The sequence below is a fragment of the Klebsiella sp. SYXHC3 genome, assembly GCF_057196925.1.
Genome location: NZ_JBXUNG010000006.1, coordinates 212,713 through 236,434, shown reverse-complemented (window position 1 = coordinate 236,434; position 23,722 = coordinate 212,713). Strand labels below are relative to the sequence as shown.

Genomic DNA, 23,722 nt, shown 5'->3' with positions numbered 1-23,722 from the left:
ACACTCCTCAGCTTAAGCGCCGTTTTTGAGTCCTTCGAGATATTCCCAGCGTTCAAAGGCCGCTTCCAGGGCCTGTTCCGCTTCCGCTAACTGCGCCAGCACCTGCTGGGTCTGGTCATGCGGCTGGCCGAAGAAAGAAGGATCGGCAACTTTTTCCTGCAGCGTCTGCAGTTGAGTTTCCAGATCTTCCAGCTTCTGCGGCAGCTGTTCCAGTTCGCGCTGCAGGTTATAGCTTAGTTTGCTGGCAGAGCGTTTGACACTTTCTGCTTTCGGTTGAGCGACTTCCGCCGGTTTTTTTACAATCGGCTGTTTATTCGCCAGCGACTGCGCTTGCTGTCCGCGCGCGTCGTGATAACCGCCGATATATTGGCCGATACGCCCGCCGCCCTCGAAGATCCAGCACTCGGTCACGGTGTTGTCAACAAATTGACGGTCGTGGCTCACCAGCATCACGGTGCCCTGGTAGCCATCGATCAGCTCTTCCAGCAGTTCCAGCGTTTCGACATCAAGGTCGTTAGTCGGTTCATCAAGAATCAATAAGTTACTGGGTTTCAGGAACAAGCGTGCGAGCAGCAGGCGGTTACGCTCCCCGCCGGACAACGCGCGTACCGGAGTCATCGCCCGTTTTGGATGGAACAGGAAGTCCTGCAGATAGCCCAACACGTGACGCGGCTTACCGTTAACCATCACCTCTTGCTTACCTTCCGCAAGGTTATCCATCACCGTGCGGTCCGGATCCAGCTCCGCGCGGTGCTGATCGAAGTAGGCGACTTCCAGCTTGGTACCGACGTGGATACGCCCGCTATCGGCCTGTAGCTGGCCGAGCATCAGCTTCAGCAACGTGGTTTTACCGCAGCCGTTCGGGCCAATCAGCGCAATCTTGTCGCCACGCTGGATTTGTGCGGAGAAATCTTTGACCAGCACTTTGCCGTCAACCTGATAGTTGACGTTTTCCATCTCAAAGACGATTTTGCCGGAGCGAGAAGCCTCCTCGACCTGCATCTTCGCGCTGCCCATCACTTCACGGCGCTCTCCGCGTTCGCGACGCATCGCCTTCAGCGCGCGGACGCGGCCTTCGTTGCGGGTACGGCGCGCTTTAATCCCCTGACGGATCCACACCTCTTCCTGCGCCAGCTTGCGGTCGAATTCAGCATTCTGTAACTCTTCGACGCGCAGCGCTTCTTCTTTATCCAGCAGATACTGATCGTAATTGCCCGGATAGGTCACCAGCTTGCCGCGATCGAGGTCGACGATGCGCGTTGCCATATTGCGGATGAAAGAACGGTCGTGCGAAATGAAGATGATGGTGCCTTTAAAGGATTTGAGGAACCCTTCCAGCCAGTCGATAGTTTCGATATCGAGGTGGTTAGTCGGTTCATCCAGCAGCAGCACGCGCGGCCCGCTGACCAGCGCGCGGCCAAGCGCCGCTTTACGCAGCCAGCCGCCGGAGAGCGACGCCAGCTGCGCGTCGGCGTTAAGGCCAAGCTGCTCGATCACTTCATTAATACGGCTATCTAACTGCCACAGCCCCAGGTTATCCAGCTGTTCCTGCAGGCGGGCCAGTTCATTTAAATTTTTATCGCTCGGATCGGTCATCACCTGATGCGAAACATCATGGTAGGCCTTCAGGTACGCCGCCTGCTCGGCAATACCTTCCGCGACAAAATCGTACACCGTACCGGCGACATTACGCGGAGGATCCTGCTGCAGACGCGCGACGATCAGATCCTGTTCATAAATAATACGCCCATCGTCCAGACCCTGCTCGCGGTTGAGGATTTTCATCAGGGTCGATTTGCCGGCGCCGTTACGCCCTACCAGGCAGACGCGTTCGTTATCTTCGATATGCAGTTCAGCGTTATCCAGCAGCGGCGCATCGCTGAACGAAAGCCAGGCGCCGTGCATACTAATCAGTGACATTCTTTATTCCTTTCAGGCCGCGGTAATCAGCCAGCAGTTGTGGATCTGACGGTTGCGGGCAAAATCCTGCGACAGCGTTTTTTGCGAAATTTCTTGCGCCTTCAGGCCAAGCGCCGCCAGCCCGTCATGATCCATACGGAAACCGCGTTTGTTATTCGAGAACATAATCGTGCCGCCTTTACGCAGCAGACGTTTTAAATCGGTCATCAGACGGATATGGTCGCGCTGCACGTCAAAGGCATCTTCCATACGTTTGGAGTTGGAGAAGGTCGGCGGATCGATAAAGATCAGATCGAACTGCTCGGTACTTTCCCGCAGCCAACCCAGCACGTCCGCCTGCATCAGGCGATGCGCGCGGCCGGTTAAGCCGTTCAGACGCAGGTTGCGTTCCGCCCACTCCAGATAGGTGCGCGACATATCGACGGTCGTAGTTGAGCGCGCGCCGCCCAGACCGGCGTGAACGCTGGCGCTGCCGGTATAGGAGAACAGGTTAAGGAAATCCTTACCCTTGCTCATCTGGCCGAGCATACGACGGGCGATACGGTGGTCAAGGAACAGACCGGTGTCGAGATAGTCGGTAAGGTTAACCCACAGACGCGCGTTATACTCCTGTACCTCGATAAAGTCGCCCTTCTCCGCCATCTTCTGGTACTGATTTTTACCCTTCTGCCGCTCGCGGGTCTTCAGCACCAGCTTATTCGGCGCGATCCCTAACACCGCGATAGTCGCGGCGATAATATCGAACAGACGCTGGCGCGCTTTGTGCGCATCGACGGTTTTCGGCGGCGCATACTCCTGCACCACCACCCACTCGCCGTAGCGGTCGATAGCCACGTTGTATTCCGGCAAATCGGCATCGTACAGGCGATAGCATTCAATGCCTTCCTGACGCGCCCACTTTTCAAACTTCTTCAGGTTTTTACGTAAGCGGTTGGCGAAATCTTCCGCCAGCATCGCCGGCTTGCCGCCTTCGCTTTCCGCCAGATGATAGTTCTTCTGTACGCAGTCCAGCGGGCCGTTTTTGGCTTTAAACTGTTTATCGGCACGCAGCTGCAGGCAGCTCAGCAATTCCGGCGAGGCGCTGAAGACCGACAGGTTCCAGCCGCCAAACTGGTTTTTCATAATCCGCCCCAGCAGGCTGTGCAGGGCAATCAGTGCCGGTTCGCTTTCCAGGCGCTCGCCGTACGGCGGGTTGCTGATAACGGTGCCGTACGGGCCTTTCGGCAGCGGATTATTAAGTTGCGCGACGTCTTTCACTTCAAAATTGATGAGCTCGCCAATTCCGGCGCGACGGGCGTTGCGGCGCGCGCGTTCAATCACGCGCTCGTCGACGTCAGAGCCGTAGAAGCGCGATTCATAAGCGGCCAGCCCCTGGCGAGCGCGCGTTTGCGCCTCGGCTTTCACCTCTTTCCAGATGGCGTCATCATGCTGCGCCCAGCCGCCGAAGCCCCAGTGGCCGCGGTGCAGGCCCGGCGCGCGATCGGTCGCCAGCATCGCCGCTTCAATCAGCAACGTGCCGGAGCCGCACATCGGATCGAGCAGCGGCGTTCCCGCTACCCAGCCGGAGCGCATAACGATGGCCGCCGCGAGGTTTTCTTTGATAGGCGCCATGCCGGTACCGTCACGGTAGCCGCGCAGATGCAGGCCTTCGCCGCTCAGATCCAGCGAGATATGCGCCGTCTCTTTGTTCAGCCAGACGTTGATACGCAGATCGGGGTTTTCACGATCGACATTCGGACGCGGCAGGTTTTTACGCGTGAAGCTATCGACGATAGCGTCTTTGACTTTCAATGCGCCATACTGACTGTTGCGGATCTCCTCGTTGAGGCCGCTAAAATGCACCGCAAAGGTGGCGTCAGTGGTAAAGATCTCCGTCCACGGAATCGATTGAACCCCCAGGTAGAGATCCAGATCGCTATACACGCTGCACTCACCCAGCGGCAGCATGATGCGCGAGGCCAGCCGGCTCCACATCAGGCTTTGATACAGCAGTCGCGTATCTCCCTGAAAATGAACCCCGCCCTGGACGACCTGGCACGCCGTGGCGCCAAGTCCTTCCAGTTCAGTTTTTAACAGCTCTTCAAGACCACGAGCCGTGCTGGCAAACAGAGATTTCATATCGTCACTTTTACTTAAAGAAAATTGGTGCGCATTATAGCCAATATGTGCCCTATGTCATAAAGTTAAAGGCTTATTTTTGAACCCAGGGGCAGCGTATGGTAACGCTATCGAAACTTTTTATTCATCCCGTCAAATCCATGCGCGGAATTGGCGTCACCCATGCCTTTGCCGATATTAGCGGCATGGCCTTCGACCGCATCTTTATGCTGACCGAAACCGACGGTACGTTTATTACCGCGCGCCAGTTTCCGCAGATGGTGAAATTCCTGCCTTCGCCGCTTCATGACGGCCTGCACTTGACCGCGCCGGATGGCAGCAGCGCGCTGGTGCGCTTTGATGATTTCGCTCCCCAGGGCGAGCCGACGGAGGTGTGGGGCAACCATTTCACCGCCTTGATCGCGCCAGCCGCCATCAACCAGTGGCTCAGCGGCTTCTTCAACCGCGACGTCCAACTGCGCTGGCTCGGGCCGCAGCTAACCCGGCGAGTAAAACGCCACGACGCGGTGCCGCTCTCCTTCGCCGATGGTTATCCCTACCTGCTCGCCAATGAAGCCTCGCTTCGCGATCTGCAGCAACGTTGCCCTGCCAGCGTAAGCATAGAACAGTTTCGCCCTAATCTGGTGGTCACCGGCGCCGCGGCGTGGGATGAAGATAGCTGGAAAGTTATTCGCATCGGCGAAGTGGTATTTGACGTCGCCAAACCCTGCAGCCGCTGCATTTTCACCACCGTCAGCCCGGAGCGTGGGCAAAAGCATCCGTCCGGCGAGCCGCTGGAGACGTTAAAGCGTTTTCGTACCGCGCAGGATAATGGCGATGTCGATTTTGGCCAGAACCTGATCGCCCGCAACAGCGGCGTTATCCGCGTGGGTGATGAGGTGGAAGTGCTGACGCGCGGCCCGGCGAAAGTCTATGGCGCTGGCGATAGCGACGATACGCTGGCGGCCGATGCGCAGCCAAAAGCGACGGTTGAGATTGAGTGGCAGGGGCAACAGTTTACCGGCAATAACCAGCAGGTACTGCTGGAGCAACTGGAACAACAGGGCATTCGTATCCCTTATTCCTGCCGCGCCGGGATCTGCGGCAGTTGTCGTATCCGCCTGGAAGAGGGTGAAGTGAGTCCGTTAAAGAAAAATGCGGTCGCCGCGGATGGCACCATTTTATGCTGCAGCTGCGTACCGAAAACCGCGCTGCGCCTGGCACCTTAAACCGCCTGCCCCAGGCTGTAGCTGGCCGCGCTCTGTGCCGGCTGCAGTCTGTCGTTCATAATTTTAATCACATCGCCTAACTGCATCACCCGCCCTGCCAGAGTTAGTCCAGGCTGCGCCAGCAGGCAAAGCGTGGCGTTTTCACCCGGTTCGACCACCAGCAAATTGACCTGCTCGCCGGTATCGCTGATCCACACGCTGGCGGCGTCGCCGCTGGTCGGCTGCCAGTTCTGCTGGTGAGTAGTGAAATGCCAGCTCTTCGGCATCTGCGGTTTCAGAAAACGGATCGCGGTTAAGGCATTTAATACTAATTCGGCACGCTGCTCTTTGTTTAATTCAATATCGCGGCATTTTTCTTCAAAAGAAAAATAGAGCGCCGCGTCATCGACGCAAAATCCCGACGGCGCGAAAGCGTCAGGCGTTAACATGCGCCGGGCGAAACGTGAGCGAAATAACATACCATTGGCCAGATCGAGCATCATGCGGTCATGCTCTTCGTCGTAATACCAACGCCAGTTATCGTCAGGTTTAATCCGCATTTCTACCCCCGTCCTCTTCCACTTCCTTCTGCAAAGCAATGGCATCCTGCTACAGAATAATTTCTAAAATTAAGAAAAGACTAAAATGTCTAAATAAGCAACAATGAAGGAATATAAAACAACCAGGGCCGGAAATAAAGCCCTGGGGAAGATTCAGAAGGGGAAAAGATTAGATGTGTGTAACAATTTCTTTAATCAGCGGTGGCCCTTTAAAAATAAACCCGGAATAAATCTGCACCAGCGTGGCGCCAGCAGCCAGCTTTTCACGAGCGGCAATCACCGAGTCAATACCGCCAACTCCGATAATGGGCAAACGACCATTTAATTCCGTGGCCAGCATACGAATAATCTCGGTGCTTTTTAATTGTAATGGACGACCACTCAACCCACCGGTTTCATCACAATGCTTCATCCCCTGCACCAGTGAACGATCGAGGGTGGTATTGGTAGCAATGACGCCATCAATATTATGGCGGACTAAGCTGTCGGCTACCTGGATCAATTCTTCGACAGAAAGATCCGGGGCGATCTTCACCGCCACAGGAACATATTTTTGATGTTTCTGTTGAAGTTCGAGCTGCTTATTTTTAATACCGCTGAGTAAATCATCCAGCGCTTCACCATATTGCAGAGTACGTAACCCTGGGGTATTCGGCGAGGAGATATTAATGGCGATATATCCAGCGTATGGATAGACTTTTTCCATACAAATCAGATAATCATCTTTACCCTGCTCTACCGGGGTATCTTTATTTTTACCGATATTAATCCCCAGTACGCCGTCAAAATGCGCTTTTTTCACATTCTCGACCAGGTTATCAACGCCGTGGTTATTAAAGCCCATGCGGTTGATCAAACCTTCGGCATCGACGAGACGGAAGATCCTCGGCTTGTCATTGCCCGGCTGCGGACGCGGAGTCACGGTACCAATTTCGATTGAGCCGAAGCCCATCGCACCGAGCGCATCAATGCACTCGCCGTTTTTATCAAGCCCGGCCGCCAGCCCCAGCGGATTCTTGAAAGTGAGCCCCATGCAGGTAACGGGTTTCGACGGTACTTTTTGTCGAACCAGCATTTCCAGCGGCGTGCCGGTGACGCGGCGTAATTGTTGGAAGGTTACTTCATGAGCGCGCTCAGGATCGAGCTGAAAAAGAGCTTTACGAACGAAGGGATAGTACATGAACTCTCCTGGATTCCCGGTGTGCAAACCGGGGGCGTATTATGTTCGATCCGCGCCCGAAAGGGAATTGACCTGCGACAAAAAATCACGCGTCCAACGCAAACGTTTACTTCTCTGCCGCCTGTTATGCGCATTTTGGCAATTTAACCCCGGAAAAATCATTTAGGGAAATAAACGCCCTCTGTCACACTGCCATAAAATGTTATCAATTATAGATAAATGCAAACATTTGGTTATAAGGAGAGAGTATGCGCGTTATTACACTCGCGGGCAGTCCCCGCTACCCTTCTCGCTCAAGCGCATTGCTGGAGTACACCAGAGAGAAACTTGCCGCCGCCGACATCGAAGTCTATCACTGGCATTTACAGAATTTTGATCCCGAAGATCTGCTTTACGCCCGCTTCGATAACCCCGCTCTGCATACCTTAAATGAACAACTGGCCGGCGCTGATGGCCTGATTATCGCCACTCCCGTCTATAAAGCCTCTTTTTCCGGCGCGCTGAAGACGCTACTGGATTTGCTCCCCGAACGCGCTCTGGAAGGCAAAATTGTCCTGCCGCTGGCGACAGGCGGCACCATCGCCCATATGCTGGCGGTCGATTACGCCCTGAAGCCGGTGCTTAATGCTCTCAAAGCGCAGGAGATCCTCCATGGCGTATTCGCCGATGACAGCCAGGTCACCGATTATCAACATAAACCGCAGTTCACACCGAATCTGCAACACCGTCTCGACCAGGCGCTGGAGACCTTCTGGCAGGCGCTGAATCGCCGTAACAGCCGCATCCCGGGGCTAAAGACCTTACAGGGGGTTGAGCATGCTTAATCCTCTGCGTGCCCTGACTCTCGGCGGGCTACTCGCGCTTTCCTTTATTACGCATGCGGCCCCGCAGGCGCCGGAAGCGTTACGCATCGGCTACCAGAAAGGCAGCGTCAGTATGGTGCTGGCGAAGAGCCATCAGCTGCTGGAGCAGCGCTATCCGCAAACTAAGATTTCGTGGGTCGAATTTCCTGCCGGGCCGCAAATGCTGGAAGCGCTGAACGTCGGCAGTATTGATATCGGCAGCACCGGCGATATTCCACCGATTTTCGCTCAGGCTGCCGGCGCCGATCTGGTCTATATCGGCGCTGAACCCGCGAAACCGAAAGCGGAAGTGATTCTGGTCGCCGATAAAAGCCCAATCAACAGCGTGGCTGAACTGAAAGGCCGTAAGGTGGCGTTCCAGAAAGGCTCAAGCTCGCACAATCTGCTGCTGCGCGCTCTGCAGCAGGCAGGGCTGAAATTCAGCGATATCCAGCCAGTGTATCTTGCCCCCGCCGATGCCCGCGCCGCTTTTCAGCAGGGTAATGTTGATGCCTGGGCTATCTGGGATCCCTATTACTCTGCGGCGCTGCTGCAAGGCGGGGTACGGGTACTGAAAGATGGGAGCGACCTGAAGCAAACCGGTTCGTTCTATCTTGCCGCCCGTCCTTATGCCGAAAAGAACGGCGCCTTTATCGAAGGGGTGCTGGCGACCTTTAGCCAGGCGGATGCCCTGACCATCAGCCATCGCCAGCAAAGTATTGCCCTGTTGGCTAAAACGATGGGGCTACCCGAAGCGGTGATTGCCAGCTATCTCGACCATCGTCCGCCAACTGCGATATCGCCGGTAAGCGCTGAAACGGCCGCTCGCCAACAGCAAACCGCCGATCTGTTCTATGAGAACAAGCTGGTACCGAAAAAAATCACTATTCAAAACCGTATCTGGCAGCCTGCCCCCGCACAAGGAGCGAAATCATGAGTCTGAATATGTTCTGGTTCTTACCCACCCACGGTGACGGCCGCTATCTGGGTACCGACGAAGGCGCGCGCCCGGTAGACTACAGCTATCTGCAGCAAATCGCCCAGGCCGCCGACCGCCTCGGCTTCACCGGCGTACTGATTCCCACCGGGCGCTCGTGCGAAGATGCCTGGCTGGTTGCCGCTTCAATGATCCCCGTCACCCAGCGGCTGAAGTTTCTTGTCGCGCTGCGCCCAAGCGTGGTATCCCCCACCATCGCCGCGCGCCAGGCGGCTACCCTTGACCGGCTCTCTAATGGCCGGGCATTGTTCAACCTGGTCACCGGCAGCGATCCGAATGAATTAGCTGGCGATGGGGTATTCCTCGACCACACCGAACGCTATGAAGCCTCCGCCGAGTTCACCCATATCTGGCGCAAACTGATGGAAGGTGAAACCGTGACTTTCCACGGCAAGCACCAGCACGTGCGCGGCGCGAAACTGCTCTTCCCACCGCAGCAGCAACCGCGACCGCCGCTCTACTTTGGCGGCTCCTCGGACGTTGCACAGGATCTGGCCGCCGAACAGGTCGACCTTTACCTGACCTGGGGTGAACCGCCGGCTCAGGTGGCGGAAAAAATCGCCCAGGTGCGTGAGAAAGCCGCGCGCCTCGGCCGCAGCGTCCGCTTTGGTATTCGTTTGCACGTCATCGTCCGCGAAACCAATGAAGAGGCATGGCAAGCGGCGGAGAGCTTAATCTCCCATCTGGATGACGAGACCATCGCCCGCGCGCAGGCCGCCTTCGCGCAAACCGATTCTGTTGGCCAACATCGCATGGCGGCGCTGCACAACGGCCGTCGCGACAAGCTGGAAATCAGCCCGAACCTGTGGGCCGGGGTCGGGCTGGCGCGCGGCGGCGCGGGTACCGCGCTGGTTGGTGATGCGGCAACCGTCGCTGAACGTATCAATGAATACGCTGAACTTGGCATCGACAGTTTTATCTTCTCCGGCTACCCGCACCTTGAGGAAGCCTGGCGAGTCGGCGAACTGCTGTTCCCACTGCTTGATGTCAACGTCCCGACGATCCCTCAGCCGCAAAACCTGCGTCTGCAGGGCGAAGCGGTAGCGAATGAATTTATCCCGCGTAAAGCGGCGCAAAGTTAGGGAGCGAACTATGGCAGCTTCTTCGCAGAAACTTCTGTTACGCCTCGCCCCCTGGTTTTTACCGGTGGGCACCGTGCTGATCTGGCAATTGGCGTCATCGGTAGGCTGGCTCTCAACCCGTATTCTCCCCTCTCCGGAGGGGGTACTGAAAGCTTTCTGGACGCTCTCCGCCAGCGGCGAGCTGTGGCAACACCTGGCCATCAGTTCCTGGCGCGCCTTACTTGGCTTCGCCATTGGCGGCTCCATCGGCCTGACGCTCGGGCTCATTAGCGGGCTCTCGCGTTGGGGCGAACGCCTGCTGGATACCTCCATCCAGATGCTGCGCAATGTACCGCATCTGGCGCTGATCCCCCTGGTGATTTTGTGGTTCGGTATTGACGAAAGCGCCAAAATATTTCTTGTCGCGCTGGGGACGATGTTTCCGATTTACATCAATACCTGGCACGGCATCCGCAATATCGATCGCGGTCTGGTGGAAATGGCGCGTAGCTATGGCTTATCAGGATTCGCCCTCTTCCGCCACGTGATCCTTCCCGGCGCCCTGCCCTCGATTATGGTTGGCATTCGCTTCGCCCTCGGATTGATGTGGCTGACGCTTATCGTCGCTGAGACCATCTCCGCGAATGCCGGAATCGGTTATCTGGCTATGAACGCCCGCGAGTTTCTGCAAACTGACGTGGTGGTGGTCGCCATTATTCTTTACGCCATTCTCGGCAAGCTCGCCGATTTTAGCGCGCAACTGCTGGAGCGCGTGTGGCTACGCTGGAACCCGGCGTACCGTCTTCAGGAGGCTAACGCATGAATACTGCTCGCATTAATCCCGGGATCCCGCTCTTACTCAATGGGGTCAGCAAACGCTACGGCGACAATGTCATTCTCAATGAGCTGGATTTACATATTCCTGGCGGGCAATTTGTCGCGGTGGTCGGCCGCAGCGGCGGCGGCAAAAGCACCCTGTTGCGCCTGCTGGCCGGGCTGGAAAAACCCAACGGCGGCGAACTACTGGCAGGCGCGACGCCGCTTGCGCAGATTCAGGATGAAACGCGTATGATGTTCCAGGACGCGCGGTTGCTGCCGTGGAAGACGGTTATCGACAACGTTGGACTTGGGCTGAAGGGCCAGTGGCGCGATGCCGCCCGCCAGGCGCTGGCCAGCGTCGGGCTGGAAGAGAGAGCCGATGAGTGGCCGGCGGCCCTCTCCGGCGGGCAAAAACAGCGTGTTGCGCTGGCCCGCGCGCTGATCCATCGCCCGCGTCTGCTGCTGCTGGATGAACCGCTGGGAGCGCTTGACGCCCTCACCCGTCTGGAAATGCAGGAATTGATTGTTTCGCTCTGGCAAGAACACGGCTTTACCGTGTTGCTGGTAACTCATGATGTGAGTGAAGCGGTGGCGATGGCCGACCGGGTGCTGTTAATAGAAGAAAAGAAAATTGGCCTCGATTTGAGCGTGGATATTCCGCGTCCGCGGCGGTTCGGCTCGGCAAAGCTGGCGGAACTGGAAGCACAGGTGCTCGATCGGGTGATGAAGCGCGGCGACAGCGAGCGTGCGCCGCGTTTGTTTAGTCATGGCTAACTAATGTCCCCGGCCCGCGCTTCGCTCGGCCGGGCTACCAAATCGCACAGCGCTGTAGCCCCGGTAAGCAAGAGCGCCACCGGGGATTTTGCGGCCGTTACGCCAGCGCTTTGGTAATCTTCTCGAACAGATCGCCGGAGAGATTCTCCAGCCCTTTCAGCTGTTCCAGCGCCGCACGCATCTTGGCCTGACGTTTCTCATCGTAGCGTTTCAGACGAATCAGCGGCTCAATTAGACGCGACGCCACCTGCGGGTTGCGGCTATTGAGCTCGGTCAGCATTTCCACCAGGAACTGGTAACCGCTGCCGTCTTCGGCATGGAACGCCGCCGGGTTGCTACTCGCGAAGGCGCCGATCAGCGAACGTACCCGGTTTGGGTTGCTCATCGTGAATGAACGGTGCTTGAGCAAGCCGCGTACCGTCTCAACCACATTGGCCGCCGGGCTGGTGGACTGCAGAATAAACCACTTGTCCATCACCAGGCCGTCCTGGTGCCACTTATCGTCATACTCCTGCATCAATGCATCACGGCACGGCAACTCAGCCGCCACCGCCGACGACAGCGCAGCCAACGCGTCGGTCATGTTGTCAGCATGATGATACTGGGCTTGCACCAGCTTATCTGCCAGTTCAACATCGCCAAAAGCCAGATAGCGCAGGCAGGTATTGCGCAGGGAACGTTTACCGATATCGGCATGGTCTACGCGATAGCTGTCGAGCTTGTTGGCGTTGTAAACCACCAGCAGCTCATCGGCCAGCTCTTTCGCCAGCGTACGGGTCAGCGCTTCGCGCACCGCCGCGATGGCAATCGGATCGATGATGGTGAACAGTTCGGCGATTTCGTTGGCCGACGGCAGCGTTAAAATTTCCGCCGCCAGCGCCGGATCGATCTTCTCGTCGAGCAGAATCGCGCGGAAAGCGTCAGCGACGTGGATCGGCAGCGACAGCGGCTGCCCCTGCTGATGGCGGTTAACGTTGAGCTTGATGTAGGTCGCCAGCAGGCTCTGCGCGGCATCCCAACGCGAGAAGTCGTTACGCGCGTGGCGCATCAGGAACGTCAGCTGCTGGTCGCTCCACTTATATTCAAGCTTGACCGGCGCGGAGAATTCACACAGCAGCGCCGGTACCGGCTGGAAGTAAACGTTATCAAAGACGAACGTCTGTTCCGCCTGGGTGACATTCAACACGTGGTGCACCGGATGGCCGCCTTTCTGCAGCGGGATCGCTTTGCCTTCGTTATCGTACAGCTCGATACTGAACGGGATGTGCAGCGGCTGCTTGTCGGCCTGTTCCGCGGTCGGCGGCGTACGCTGGCTGATAGTCAGGGTGTACTGCTCGGTTTCCGGGTTATAGTCGTCATGCACGGTAACGACCGGCGTGCCGGACTGGCTGTACCAGCGACGGAAATGCGACAGATCGACGTTCGAAGCATCTTCCATCGCCTGCACGAAATCATCGCAGGTGGCGGCGCTGCCGTCGTGGCGCTCAAAGTACAACTGCATCCCTTTCTGGAAATTGGCTTCGCCGAGCAGGGTGTGCAGCATACGGATCACTTCCGCGCCCTTTTCGTATACCGTCAGGGTGTAGAAGTTGTTCATCTCAATAACCATATCCGGACGGATCGGGTGCGCCATCGGGCTGGCGTCTTCGGCAAACTGCAGCCCACGCATGGTACGAACGTTGTTGATGCGGTTCACCGCGCGCGAGCCGAGGTCGGAACTGAATTCCTGATCGCGGAATACGGTCAGCCCTTCTTTCAGGCTGAGCTGGAACCAGTCGCGACAGGTCACGCGGTTGCCGGTCCAGTTATGGAAATATTCGTGACCAATGACGCGCTCAATATCGAGGTAATCTTTATCGGTCGCGGTATCGGTACGGGCCAGCACGTATTTAGAGTTAAAGACGTTGAGGCCTTTGTTCTCCATCGCCCCCATATTGAAGAAGTCGACGGCGACGATCATATAGATGTCGAGGTCATATTCGAGACCGAAACGGGTTTCGTCCCACTTCATTGAATTTTTCAGCGAGGTCATCGCCCATGGCGCGCGGTCGAGGTTGCCGCGGTCAACGTATAGTTCAAGCGCGACTTCACGCCCGGAACGGGTGGTGAAGGTGTCACGCAGCACATCGAAATCGCCGGCCACCAGCGCGAACAGGTAACAGGGTTTTGGGAACGGATCCTGCCACTGGATCCAGTGACGGCCATTGTCCAGCTCGCCCTGCGCGACGCGGTTGCCGTTAGAAAGCAGGTAGGGGTATTTGGCTTTATCGGCAATGATTTTGGTGGTGAAGCGCGCCAGCACATCCGGGCGGTCCAGATACCAGGTAATATGGCGGAAACCTTCAGCTTCACACTGGGTACATAGCGCTTCGCCTGACTGATACAGGCCTTCCAGCGCGGTGTTCGCCGCCGGGCTAATTTCGTTGACGATAGTCAGGGTGAAACTGTCCGGCAAACCGCCAATCACCAGCTGATTATTTTCTTCTTTATAGTCACTCCACGGCTGACCGTTCACCTGCAGTGAAATCAGGGTCAGGTCTTCGCCATCCAGACGCAATGGCACATCAGACGCAGCCGCGTGACGGGAAACCTTACTCTCGGCCGTGACAACGGTTTTCGCGGCATCCAGGTCAAAGGTCAAATCAATATCGCTAATCAGATAATCCGGCGCACGGTAGTCGTGGCGGTATTTGGCTTGGGGCTGTTGTGTCATAAAAAACCTTTAGCGTGTCTGTAAAGTATCGGCTCCAGTCTATTCCTGTTGCGCAGATCGCGCTATGCAGAATCTTCATCTTTTCAACGTTCAACACGAAAATCGCTACATATTGATAACACATGAGGCACGAAATGCGCTCGACCCGGCGCAAAGCTTGTGGTGTGATCCGTGTTCAATATATTAAACTAGGCCTCGCAAATGACCGTCAGCGTTACCGTCGAGCCATCGCAGCAGGACAGCACCGGGTATTAAAGGTATACTCCGCCTCCTTTTTTCTGCTTTGGTTTGAATGGAACGCCCCAGTGAGAGGATGCTACTGCGCACCATGACACAATTCACTTCTCCTGTACTGCACTCGCTGCTTGATACGGATGCCTATAAGCTGCATATGCAGCAGGCCGTCTTCCACCGCTACTATGATGTGGAGGTGGCGGCAGAGTTCCGCTGCCGCGGAGACGACCTGCTCGGCATCTATGCCGACGCGATTCGCGAGCAGGTTGAAACCATGCGCGACCTGAAGCTGCAGGACGATGAGTATCGCTGGCTGTCCACCCTGCCGTTCTTCTCGCAGGACTATCTCGCCTGGCTGCGCGACTTCCGTTACGACCCAAGCCAGGTCACCGTCATCAACGATCATGGTAAGCTGAATATTCGCCTCACCGGGCCGTGGCGCGAAGTGATCATGTGGGAAGTGCCGCTGCTGGCGGTCATCAGCGAACTGGTGCACCACTACCGTTCGCCGGAAATCAGCGTCGGCCTGGCGCTGGAGACGCTCGAACATAAGCTTGCCGACTTCGCCGACATGACCGCCGACATCGATATGTCGGCATTCCGCCTGATGGATTTTGGCACCCGCCGCCGCTTCTCCCGCGAAGTACAGCAGGCTATCGTGCAGCGCTTGCAGCAGGAGCCGTGGTTTGTCGGCACCAGCAACTACGATCTGGCCCGCCGATTGAATTTAACCCCGATGGGTACCCAGGCGCACGAATGGTTCCAGGCCCACCAGCAGATCAGTCCAAACCTGGCCAGCAGCCAACGCGCGGCGCTTGCCGCCTGGCTGGCGGAATATCCGGATCAGCTGGGTATTGCCCTGACCGACTGCATCACCATGGACGCTTTCCTGCGTGATTTCGGTCCTGAATTCGCCACCCGCTATCAGGGGCTACGCCATGACTCCGGGGATCCGCTGGAGTGGGGCGAGAAAGCAATCGCCCATTATCAGAAATTGGGTATCGACCCGATGAGTAAAGTGTTGGTGTTCTCCGATAACCTCGACCTTGGCAAAGCGGTCGATCTGTATCGCCACTTCTCCTCGCGGGTGAATCTCAGCTTCGGTATCGGCACCCGTTTAACCTGCGACATTCCACAGGTGAAACCGCTGAATATTGTGATAAAACTAGTAGAATGTAACGGCAAGCCGGTGGCGAAACTCTCCGACAGCCCGGGTAAAACCATCTGCCATGATAAGGCGTTCGTCCGCGCCCTGCGCGAGGCGTTTGACCTGCCGCCGATTAAAAAGGCGAGTTAATTTCAACAAGGAGCCTGGCAGGCTCCTTTTTCTTTATTAATTATTATCAAATTATCCCTTTATGATGCGAATTCTGCTTGTCTGATGGAAGATGACAGGTAACATAGATATCCCCCCGTTGCAGGGGAAGAGACTTTTTTATTGGACTATATAGAGAGAATATTATGAGCGTTGTGCCTGTAGCCGACGTACTCCAGGGCCGCGTTGCCGTTGACAGCGAAGTCACCGTGCGCGGATGGGTGCGTACCCGCCGAGATTCTAAAGCTGGCTTTTCTTTCCTCGCCGTCTATGACGGTTCCTGCTTTGATCCTGTACAGGCCGTTATTAATAATTCTCTGCCCAATTACAATCAGGAAGTGTTGCGCCTGACCACCGGCTGCTCGGTTATCGTCACCGGTAAAGTCGTGGCCTCCCAAGGTCAGGGACAGAGCTTTGAAATCCAGGCCTCCAATGTGGAAGTCACCGGCTGGGTTGAGGATCCGGACACCTACCCGATGGCGGCGAAGCGCCACAGCATCGAGTATCTGCGTGAAGTGGCGCACCTGCGTCCGCGCACCAACCTGATTGGCGCGGTAGCGCGCGTACGTCACACCCTGGCGCAGGCGCTGCACCGTTTCTTCGACGAACAGGGTTTCTTCTGGGTATCCACCCCGCTGATCACCGCTTCCGATACCGAAGGCGCCGGTGAAATGTTCCGCGTATCAACGCTGGATCTGGAAAACCTGCCGCGTAACGACCAGGGTAAAGTCGACTTCGATAAAGACTTCTTCGGTAAAGAGTCGTTCCTGACCGTTTCCGGTCAGTTGAACGGTGAGACCTATGCCTGCGCATTGTCCAAAATCTATACCTTCGGCCCAACCTTCCGCGCCGAAAACTCCAACACCAGCCGCCACCTGGCGGAGTTCTGGATGCTGGAGCCAGAGGTAGCCTTCGCTAGCCTCAACGATGTTGCCGGTCTGGCGGAAGCCATGCTGAAGTACGTCTTCAAAGCGGTACTGGAAGAGCGTGCGGATGACATGAAGTTCTTCGCCGAGCGCGTAGATAAAGACGCCATCGACCGTCTGCAGCGCTTTGTCTCTGCTGATTTCGCCCAGGTTGATTACACCGACGCCGTCACTATCCTGGAAAACTGCGGCAAGCAGTTTGAGAACCCGGTGTATTGGGGCGTGGATCTCTCCTCCGAGCATGAGCGTTATCTGGCCGAAGAGCACTTCAAAGCGCCGGTGGTCGTGAAAAACTATCCGAAAGACATTAAGGCGTTCTACATGCGCCTTAACGAAGACGGTAAGACCGTCGCCGCAATGGACGTTCTGGCGCCGGGCATCGGCGAAATCATCGGCGGGTCCCAGCGTGAAGAGCGTCTCGACGTGCTGGACGCGCGTATGGCCGAAATGGGTCTGAATAAAGAAGATTACTGGTGGTATCGCGACCTGCGTCGTTACGGCACCGTACCGCATTCTGGCTTCGGTCTGGGCTTCGAGCGTCTTATCGCCTACGTAACCGGCGTACAGAACGTTCGCGACGTGATTCCTTTCCCACGTACGCCACGTAACGCCACTTTCTAATCGCGTTTCGTTAAAATACTGACAAGGTCGGCGCAAGCCGGCCTTTTTTTATGTCAATTTTCGTGAACGAATTTCAACAAACTTAAACATCAACCTTCACAATTCGTAATTATGTTACTCACTATTTCCTTACCCTTCGTACGTAGATTTCGCACCTTATGTTAAGACATAAGTGAATACACTGATTGATTTGATTATTTTTTAATCATTCTGCGCACGTTATGCAAAAATAGCGCCTGAGCAAAAAAGGGACCGAATTGAGCTAAAAAATAATCAAATCTGTCTTTAGCGAAAATATTCATAACTAATTCATATAGATATATATGAGAAGGTGACAATCTTCGCAAAGTGGAACGGAATTTTGATTGAGTTCACAAAGTTCCAAAAAATACATATTTAGTTACATGTTTTTTCTTTTCGTAACCAATTTACGATATTGGTAGCATTTTCCGGCTAGCGAAACGGCACTACCGATGGAAAGATGCCTTCAGACACCAAACTATCTTCAATAGTTCTGTAAATTTTCATTGACGGAAATTATTGCTGGCGGTGGCAAGTGTCATATAAAAAATATTAATGAGGGTAATAAATAATGATGAAGCGCAATATTCTGGCAGTGGTGATCCCTGCCCTGCTGGTAGCCGGTGCGGCCAACGCTGCGGAAATCTATAACAAAAATGGTAACAAACTGGATTTCTACGGAAAAATGGTTGGCGAACATGTCTGGACCACCAATGGTGACACCAGCAGTGACGACACCACCTATGCCCGTATCGGCCTGAAAGGCGAAACCCAGATCAACGACCAGTTGATCGGTTACGGCCAGTGGGAATACAACATGGATGCGTCCAACGTTGAAGGTTCCCAGACCACCAAAACCCGTCTGGCTTTCGCCGGTCTGAAAGCGGGTGAATACGGTTCATTCGATTACGGCCGTAACTACGGCGCCATCTACGACGTTGAATCCGCAACCGATATGCTGGTTGAGTGGGGCGGCGACGGCTGGAACTACACCGATAACTTCATGACCGGCCGTACCAACGGCGTGGCCACCTACCGTAACTCAGACTTCTTCGGTCTGGTGGACGGCCTGAGCTTTGCGCTGCAGTATCAGGGTAAAAACGATCACGACCGCTCAATTCGCAAACAGAATGGCGACGGTTTCAGCACCGCGGCAACCTACGCGTTTGATAACGGTATCGCGCTGTCTGCAGGTTACGCTAACTCCAACCGTAGCGTTGACCAGAAACGTGACGGCAACGGTGACAAAGCTGAAGCATGGGCAACCTCTGCCAAGTACGATGCTAACAACATCTATGCCGCAGTTATGTACTCCCAGACTTACAACATGACGCCGGAAGAAGATGACCACTTCGCGGGCAAAACTCAGAACTTCGAAGCCGTAGTTCAATACCAGTTCGATTTCGGTCTGCGTCCGTCCCTGGGCTACGTGCAGACTAAAGGTAAAAACCTGCAGGCTCGCGGTGGCTTCGGCGGCGGCGATGCGGACCTGGTTAAATACGTAGAACTGGGTACCTGGTACTACTTCAACAAAAACATGAACGTGTACGCGGCGTACAAGTTCAACCAACTGGATGATAATGCCTACACTCGCGCAGCTGGCGTAGCCACCGACGACCAGGCTGCGGTTGGTATCGTTTACCAGTTCTAATCTGTAGTACACCCCTTCGTGATATGCCTAAAAAGCAGGACTTCGGTCCTGCTTTTCTGCGTTACTAAGACGAAGATCGTAACTTGCAAAAACCTTCTCGCTTTTTGTCGCAAACGGTTGGCAATTTGTAAATCTACCGTTACCCTGATAGCGGATTTCCCTCAGTAATCACAATGGAACCTCGTCATGTTTGAGAACATTACAGCCGCCCCTGCCGACCCTATTCTGGGCCTGGCCGATCTGTTTCGTGCCGATGACCGCCCAGGCAAAATTAACCTCGGAATTGGTGTTTACAAAGATGAGACAGGTAAAACGCCTGTTCTGACCAGCGTAAAAAAAGCCGAGCAATATCTGCTGGAAAATGAAACCACCAAAAACTACCTCGGTATTGATGGTATTCCGGAGTTTGGTCGCTGCACTCAGGAGCTGCTGTTCGGTAAAGGAAGCGCAATTATCAACGATAAGCGCGCCCGCACCGCCCAGACCCCAGGCGGTACCGGCGGCCTGCGCGTTGCGGCTGATTTCCTTGCCAAAAACACCGACGTTAAACGGGTATGGGTAAGCAATCCAAGCTGGCCAAACCATAAAAGCGTTTTCGGCGCCGCCGGGCTGGAAGTGCGCGAATATGCTTATTATGATGCCGCCAACCACCAGCTGGATTTCGACGGCCTGCTGGCCAGCCTGAACGAGGCGCAGGCGGGTGATGTCGTACTGTTCCACGGCTGCTGCCATAACCCAACCGGCATCGATCCGACGCTGGAGCAGTGGCAACAGCTGGCGCAAATGTCTGCTGAAAAAGGCTGGCTGCCGCTGTTTGACTTCGCCTACCAGGGCTTCGCCCGCGGTCTGGAAGAAGACGCTGAAGGCCTGCGCGCGTTTGCCGCGCTGCATAAAGAGTTGCTGGTCGCCAGTTCTTACTCGAAAAACTTCGGCCTGTATAACGAGCGCGTTGGCGCCTGTACGCTGGTTGCCGCCGATCAAGACACCGTCGATCGCGCGTTCAGCCAGATGAAAGCGGTGATCCGCGCCAACTACTCTAACCCGCCGGCGCACGGCGCCTCCGTGGTGGCGACGATTCTCAGCAACGACGCGCTGCGCGCCATCTGGGAACAAGAGCTCACCGATATGCGCCAGCGTATTCAGCGCATGCGCTTACTGTTTGTGAATACCCTGCAGGAAAAAGGCGCCAGCCGCGACTTTACCTTCATCACCAAACAGAATGGGATGTTCTCATTTAGCGGCCTGACCAAAGAGCAAGTACTTCGTCTGCGTGAAGAGTTCGCTATTTATGCGGTCGCATCCGGGCGTATCAACGTTGCTGGCATGACGCCTGATAACATGTCGCCGCTGTGCGAAGCCATTGTCGCGGTGCTGTAATTTTCAGCCGTGACGCATAAGAAAAAGGCCGCAGACGCGGCCTTTTTTATTTCTTTGAGGTCAGGCATTACCAGACCGGCATTTCATCCTGCAGGAACGGATTGTGAAGGCGCTCATATCCCAGCGTCGACAAGGGGCCATGACCGGGGATAAACGTCACGTCGTCGCCCAATGGCAACAGCTTACGTTTAATCGCATCAATCAACTGGCCATGGTCGCCGCGCGGGAAGTCGCTGCGCCCTACTCCGCCCTTGAAAATCACATCGCCGGAAATCAGCAGGCGAGAGGCATCGTCAAAGAAAACCACGTGCCCCGGCGTATGACCTGGACAGTGCAATACCTGCAAAGCGATATTGCCGACGGTCACCACATCGCCTTCATTTAGCCAGCGGTCCGGCTGCAACGGCTGACATTCATCCAGCCCGAACATACGGCTTTGCGCCGGCAATCCTTCCAGCCAGAACTCATCTTCTTTTTCCGGTCCAATAATTGGCACACCGTAATGTTGCGCCAGCTCGGCTGCAGCGCCGACGTGATCCAGGTGACCATGCGTCAACAGGATCTGCATCAGGCTGACGCCTGCCGCCGCCACTTCTTCCTTGATGCGCTCGGCATCGCCGCCAGGATCGACCAGCGCGGCAAGCCGGGTTTGTTCACACCAGATTAAAGAACAGTTCTGGGCGAACGCCGTGACCGGAATAATACGATAGTTCATGATGCTCCTTTCGTTACCAGTGCCGTACCGGACCGGTATCAATATGCACAAAGTTGCTACGTGGGTAGTATCCTACACCACCTGAGCGCATAGATAACGCCGCTTTGCGAATATTGCTTAAGGCAACGCCTTCAATGTGGAAATCCATCGCCTGGCCTTTGGTGTGATAGCTGTGTTTCGCTACACCACGGCTTCGTGCGCGAAGTTCATCGTTGGTATCGACGGAGCGATAACCGGAGATGAGCTGGACAGGCTTGTTGGTGCCGAGTAGTCCCTGCAGGCGGTAAAGCTGATCGAACAATCCTGGGTCAATAGACTTAATTTTGTTCGCGCGGAAATCACGGAAAAAGTGGTTAAGTCTTGCTAATTCATCCTGAATATAGCCTCTACCATCGAAAAACTCCGCCTTGAGTGATTCACCGGTGTGCAGGTTATTCAGCGTCAAAATACGCGGTCGGGGGGTCGAGAGGGTGGCAAATGCCGGCGCAGGGAGAATGGCGGCAGCACCGAGGGCAGCGCCACCCAACGCCAGCAATCTGCGGCGATTAGCGTCAAATTTGTCCATGATAATCAGGTCTACAGGTAAATGAATCGTAATATACTTTTCCGCTAAAATGTCCTTGGCTGGGTCGTATTGACCGCCGCAACACATTTTTGCGGATTATATGTATATGCACTTCTGGCGCACGAAAGGCACCTTACCGGGCATTATTGCCAACGTCAAGGCAGCCTCACCCCAGGAAATACGGGCCTTGTAGACGACCAGGGCCCGATTTCGTTCAGTGCTAGGACAACATTTTTCGCAGAACTACTTCATTTACCTGATTAATTGTTCCGCTTTTGGCAGAATTTGTGCGCTGGATCGCGCGGTGAGATCGTAATTGTAAATATCTGTTCGATATTGTGTACGTCCATCAGCGCCAACAAAGGCGGTTAAATAATATAAATTAACCGGAATATTTTGCCGAATATTGACGTAGCGCGTATCCCCCTGCTTCAGCGCGTCGGAAATGCGTGAATCATTCCAGCCCGCATCCTGCAATAGCATATTCGCCAGCTCAGAGGCTTTATTGACGCGAACGCAGCCCGAGCTCAACGCGCGAACATCTTTCTGGAACAGATTGTGGTTCGGCGTATCGTGGAGATAAATAGCATCCGAGCTTGGCATATTGAACTTATACCGCCCCAGCGAGTTGCGTGCGCCCGGCGCCTGCTGGAAACGGAACGGTAGATTCTTCTCGGTGATGGTAGACCAATCGACACCATACGGATCGATAGCTTCTTTGCTGTTCCAGCCGCGCATCAACGTATAGCCATGCTGCTCCAGATAGCCCGGATTGTTACGCACCTTCGGCAGAATATCTTTGCGCGCCAGCGTCGGCGGCACGTTCCACGGCGGGTTGACCACCACGTTGTTCAACGCGCTGCTCATCATCGGCGTTTTACGATCCGGACGACCGACAATGACCCTCGATGCCAGCACCTGACTGCCGTCCTGATAGTAGACCAGCGAGAACGCTGGAATATTGACCATGATGCCGGTGGACAATTTGCTCGGTAGCAAACGCAGACGCTGGATATTCAGCGCCAGCACCCCGGCACGCTGCGCCGAAGAGACGTTCAGCCAGTCGCGGGTGGACTGGCCGATGACGCCATCAGCGCCCAGCCCTTGCCAGGCCTGAAAGCGCTTAACGCCTTCTACCAGTTGGCGATCGTAAACGCCACGCGCGGCAGGTTTTGCTTTCGACTTCGGTTTCGCCGATGGGCTAACCACATCGCCCGGTAAGGCGATTTTCGCCGAATCATCCAGCATGCCGGTACGCTGCAGGATTTCACGCAGCGCGCCGATATCGTTACTCCACTCTCCCGGACGAAGCGAGGCGTTGCTGGTCAGTTGCGGCCACGGACGGTTATCCGCCACCAGCGTCAGCAGCGCCTGATGCATTGCTTCATATTGCGAATGTTGTGGCGCCAGTCCGGCAATAAACTGTGGTAGCGAACCGTTATCCAGCGCCAGCTGCCACTGGTTAATCACCGACAGCGGCGGCGTCGCCATTTTGTACGGTGTTGAGCCATACAGCCAACGGTTCCCCTGCATCGGAATACCGCTAATAAAATGCAGATATCCCATCATGGCATCGGAAAGCACGACATCGCGAGCCATGCCGCTGACGGACGGATCCGTCAGCAGGCTCACCCAGGTGGTGAACTGCGGCTGGAAACCGGCGATAGCGACCTCTGCCAGCTGCTGCTGGAAGGCCTGTACTGCTTCGCGGTTCTCCCACATGGGTTTCATGTCGCGGGCAGCGTATAGCGCCACCAGCGGGTTGATATAAACCGGATGATAACCCGACGGCAGCATGGCCTCGATTTCAGCGCGGCTTTTCGCCACCGCATCCGCCGCCAGCGGCTGCTCGCCGGCCATTTGCGCGACCGCAGCGGACTGACCATCGTTTTGTACCAATGCCGACGACAGATCGCCCACCGTCGCGGAACTATCTGTGGGTATGACTTCAGGCTCTGCGGCCTGAACATTAAACAGCGGAGCAAATGCAAAAGCCAGGCTCAAGCTGAGCACCGACAATTGTCGACCATACCGTTTCTTTAGCAACATCCCTTGCCCCCTGTTAACACATTGCTGCCCGCCTGATGGGGCTTATTCTCAGTATATAAAGGCGAAAACGCTTTTGC

Annotated in this window: 18 protein-coding genes; 10 read left to right on the top strand and 8 right to left on the bottom strand. The window is 55.5% G+C overall.

From position 1 onward, the window contains the following. Positions 1–12: 12 nt before the first annotated feature. Both AC2CGP_RS16955 and rlmKL read right to left on the bottom strand, forming a co-directional pair. Positions 13–1,920 carry an ABC transporter ATP-binding protein gene (locus tag AC2CGP_RS16955; RefSeq protein WP_015367439.1) on the bottom strand — a complete coding sequence of 636 codons (1,908 nt, stop codon included), beginning with the start codon at positions 1,918–1,920 and terminating at the stop codon, positions 13–15. A gap of 12 nt (positions 1,921–1,932) precedes the next feature. Then, positions 1,933–4,038, bottom strand: coding sequence for a bifunctional 23S rRNA (guanine(2069)-N(7))-methyltransferase RlmK/23S rRNA (guanine(2445)-N(2))-methyltransferase RlmL (gene rlmKL / locus AC2CGP_RS16950; protein WP_020079245.1), 2,106 nt, complete (start codon positions 4,036–4,038; stop codon positions 1,933–1,935). Positions 4,039–4,136: 98 nt separating this feature from the next. Between rlmKL and AC2CGP_RS16945 the strand changes: the two genes are divergently transcribed. Continuing rightward, positions 4,137–5,246 carry a YcbX family protein gene (locus AC2CGP_RS16945; RefSeq protein WP_020079246.1) on the top strand — a complete coding sequence of 370 codons (1,110 nt, stop codon included), beginning with the start codon at positions 4,137–4,139 and terminating at the stop codon, positions 5,244–5,246. On the opposite strand, the gene zapC is transcribed toward AC2CGP_RS16945, so the two are convergent. Next, on the bottom strand, positions 5,243–5,785 hold the full coding sequence (gene zapC, locus AC2CGP_RS16940; protein WP_015367442.1) for a cell division protein ZapC: 543 nt from the start codon (positions 5,783–5,785) through the stop codon (positions 5,243–5,245). The genes AC2CGP_RS16945 and zapC overlap by 4 nt on opposite strands. Before the next feature lie 169 nt (positions 5,786–5,954). Further along, on the bottom strand, positions 5,955–6,965 hold the full coding sequence (pyrD, locus tag AC2CGP_RS16935) for a quinone-dependent dihydroorotate dehydrogenase (RefSeq protein ID WP_042892893.1): 1,011 nt from the start codon (positions 6,963–6,965) through the stop codon (positions 5,955–5,957). A 248-nt stretch (positions 6,966–7,213) separates the two neighbouring features. On the opposite strand from pyrD, the gene ssuE reads away from it, so the two are divergent. Genes ssuE through ssuB form a run of 5 tightly spaced genes read left to right on the top strand, consistent with a single transcriptional unit; the run spans position 7,214 to position 11,458 of the window. Beyond that, complete coding sequence (gene ssuE, locus AC2CGP_RS16930; RefSeq protein WP_116300094.1) at positions 7,214–7,789, top strand: NADPH-dependent FMN reductase; 576 nt, start codon at positions 7,214–7,216, stop codon at positions 7,787–7,789. After that, positions 7,782–8,744: a sulfonate ABC transporter substrate-binding protein gene (locus AC2CGP_RS16925; RefSeq protein ID WP_032707700.1), complete on the top strand. Its 963-nt coding sequence runs from the start codon at positions 7,782–7,784 to the stop codon at positions 8,742–8,744. Before ssuE ends, AC2CGP_RS16925 begins: the two co-directional genes overlap by 8 nt. Next, complete coding sequence (gene ssuD / locus AC2CGP_RS16920; RefSeq protein ID WP_213759813.1) at positions 8,741–9,886, top strand: FMNH2-dependent alkanesulfonate monooxygenase; 1,146 nt, start codon at positions 8,741–8,743, stop codon at positions 9,884–9,886. The genes AC2CGP_RS16925 and ssuD overlap by 4 nt, the downstream gene beginning before the upstream one ends. A 10-nt stretch (positions 9,887–9,896) precedes the next feature. Next, entirely contained in the window at positions 9,897–10,688 is a 792-nt protein-coding gene (ssuC, locus tag AC2CGP_RS16915) for an aliphatic sulfonate ABC transporter permease SsuC (RefSeq protein ID WP_015367447.1), read from the top strand. Next, positions 10,685–11,458, top strand: coding sequence for an aliphatic sulfonates ABC transporter ATP-binding protein (gene ssuB / locus AC2CGP_RS16910; RefSeq protein ID WP_015367448.1), 774 nt, complete (start codon positions 10,685–10,687; stop codon positions 11,456–11,458). Before ssuC ends, ssuB begins: the two co-directional genes overlap by 4 nt. Before the next feature lie 97 nt (positions 11,459–11,555). On the opposite strand, the gene pepN is transcribed toward ssuB, so the two are convergent. Further along, complete coding sequence (gene pepN / locus AC2CGP_RS16905; RefSeq protein WP_032705614.1) at positions 11,556–14,171, bottom strand: aminopeptidase N; 2,616 nt, start codon at positions 14,169–14,171, stop codon at positions 11,556–11,558. A gap of 328 nt (positions 14,172–14,499) precedes the next feature. Here pepN and pncB point away from each other — a divergent pair, with 328 nt between their 5' ends. The 4 genes from pncB (at position 14,500) to AC2CGP_RS16885 (ending at position 20,316) form a co-directional block, all read left to right on the top strand. Further along, a complete protein-coding gene (gene pncB / locus AC2CGP_RS16900; protein WP_047041801.1) occupies positions 14,500–15,702 on the top strand; it encodes a nicotinate phosphoribosyltransferase in 1,203 nt (400 codons plus the stop codon). Positions 15,703–15,866: 164 nt separating this feature from the next. After that, positions 15,867–17,267: an asparagine--tRNA ligase gene (asnS, locus tag AC2CGP_RS16895; RefSeq protein ID WP_015367451.1), complete on the top strand. Its 1,401-nt coding sequence runs from the start codon at positions 15,867–15,869 to the stop codon at positions 17,265–17,267. A 592-nt stretch (positions 17,268–17,859) separates the two neighbouring features. Continuing rightward, the gene (gene ompK35, locus AC2CGP_RS16890; RefSeq protein ID WP_015367453.1) at positions 17,860–18,939 is read left to right on the top strand and encodes a porin OmpK35; all 1,080 of its coding nucleotides are present in this window, start codon (positions 17,860–17,862) and stop codon (positions 18,937–18,939) included. A gap of 186 nt (positions 18,940–19,125) precedes the next feature. Continuing rightward, positions 19,126–20,316, top strand: coding sequence for an amino acid aminotransferase (locus tag AC2CGP_RS16885; protein ID WP_015367454.1), 1,191 nt, complete (start codon positions 19,126–19,128; stop codon positions 20,314–20,316). A 67-nt stretch (positions 20,317–20,383) separates the two neighbouring features. Here the strand turns inward: AC2CGP_RS16885 and AC2CGP_RS16880 are convergent, their stop codons facing one another. The 3 genes from AC2CGP_RS16880 to ldtD all read right to left on the bottom strand — a co-directional run bounded on the left by AC2CGP_RS16880 (position 20,384) and on the right by ldtD (position 23,645). After that, positions 20,384–21,031, bottom strand: a complete 648-nt coding sequence (locus tag AC2CGP_RS16880; protein ID WP_015367455.1) for an MBL fold metallo-hydrolase — start codon at positions 21,029–21,031, stop codon at positions 20,384–20,386. A gap of 13 nt (positions 21,032–21,044) precedes the next feature. Continuing rightward, positions 21,045–21,596 carry a peptidoglycan L,D-endopeptidase MepK gene (gene mepK, locus AC2CGP_RS16875; RefSeq protein ID WP_015367456.1) on the bottom strand — a complete coding sequence of 184 codons (552 nt, stop codon included), beginning with the start codon at positions 21,594–21,596 and terminating at the stop codon, positions 21,045–21,047. 252 nt (positions 21,597–21,848) lie between these two features. Continuing rightward, a complete protein-coding gene (gene ldtD, locus AC2CGP_RS16870) occupies positions 21,849–23,645 on the bottom strand; it encodes a L,D-transpeptidase (RefSeq protein ID WP_032705613.1) in 1,797 nt (598 codons plus the stop codon). Between the last annotated feature and the right edge of the window lie 77 nt (positions 23,646–23,722).

Excerpts from the sequence above, each read along its gene's own strand:
- AC2CGP_RS16955 (WP_015367439.1), bottom strand. The coding sequence starts at position 1,920 with ATGTCACTGATTAGTATGCACGGCGCCTGGCTTTCGTTCAGCGATGCG.
- rlmKL (WP_020079245.1), bottom strand. The coding sequence starts at position 4,038 with ATGAAATCTCTGTTTGCCAGCACGGCTCGTGGTCTTGAAGAGCTGTTA.
- AC2CGP_RS16945 (WP_020079246.1), top strand. The coding sequence starts at position 4,137 with ATGGTAACGCTATCGAAACTTTTTATTCATCCCGTCAAATCCATGCGC.
- zapC (WP_015367442.1), bottom strand. The coding sequence starts at position 5,785 with ATGCGGATTAAACCTGACGATAACTGGCGTTGGTATTACGACGAAGAG.
- pyrD (WP_042892893.1), bottom strand. The coding sequence starts at position 6,965 with ATGTACTATCCCTTCGTTCGTAAAGCTCTTTTTCAGCTCGATCCTGAG.
- ssuE (WP_116300094.1), top strand. The coding sequence starts at position 7,214 with ATGCGCGTTATTACACTCGCGGGCAGTCCCCGCTACCCTTCTCGCTCA.
- AC2CGP_RS16925 (WP_032707700.1), top strand. The coding sequence starts at position 7,782 with ATGCTTAATCCTCTGCGTGCCCTGACTCTCGGCGGGCTACTCGCGCTT.
- ssuD (WP_213759813.1), top strand. The coding sequence starts at position 8,741 with ATGAGTCTGAATATGTTCTGGTTCTTACCCACCCACGGTGACGGCCGC.
- ssuC (WP_015367447.1), top strand. The coding sequence starts at position 9,897 with ATGGCAGCTTCTTCGCAGAAACTTCTGTTACGCCTCGCCCCCTGGTTT.
- ssuB (WP_015367448.1), top strand. The coding sequence starts at position 10,685 with ATGAATACTGCTCGCATTAATCCCGGGATCCCGCTCTTACTCAATGGG.
- pepN (WP_032705614.1), bottom strand. The coding sequence starts at position 14,171 with ATGACACAACAGCCCCAAGCCAAATACCGCCACGACTACCGTGCGCCG.
- pncB (WP_047041801.1), top strand. The coding sequence starts at position 14,500 with ATGACACAATTCACTTCTCCTGTACTGCACTCGCTGCTTGATACGGAT.
- asnS (WP_015367451.1), top strand. The coding sequence starts at position 15,867 with ATGAGCGTTGTGCCTGTAGCCGACGTACTCCAGGGCCGCGTTGCCGTT.
- ompK35 (WP_015367453.1), top strand. The coding sequence starts at position 17,860 with ATGATGAAGCGCAATATTCTGGCAGTGGTGATCCCTGCCCTGCTGGTA.
- AC2CGP_RS16885 (WP_015367454.1), top strand. The coding sequence starts at position 19,126 with ATGTTTGAGAACATTACAGCCGCCCCTGCCGACCCTATTCTGGGCCTG.
- AC2CGP_RS16880 (WP_015367455.1), bottom strand. The coding sequence starts at position 21,031 with ATGAACTATCGTATTATTCCGGTCACGGCGTTCGCCCAGAACTGTTCT.
- mepK (WP_015367456.1), bottom strand. The coding sequence starts at position 21,596 with ATGGACAAATTTGACGCTAATCGCCGCAGATTGCTGGCGTTGGGTGGC.
- ldtD (WP_032705613.1), bottom strand. The coding sequence starts at position 23,645 with ATGTTGCTAAAGAAACGGTATGGTCGACAATTGTCGGTGCTCAGCTTG.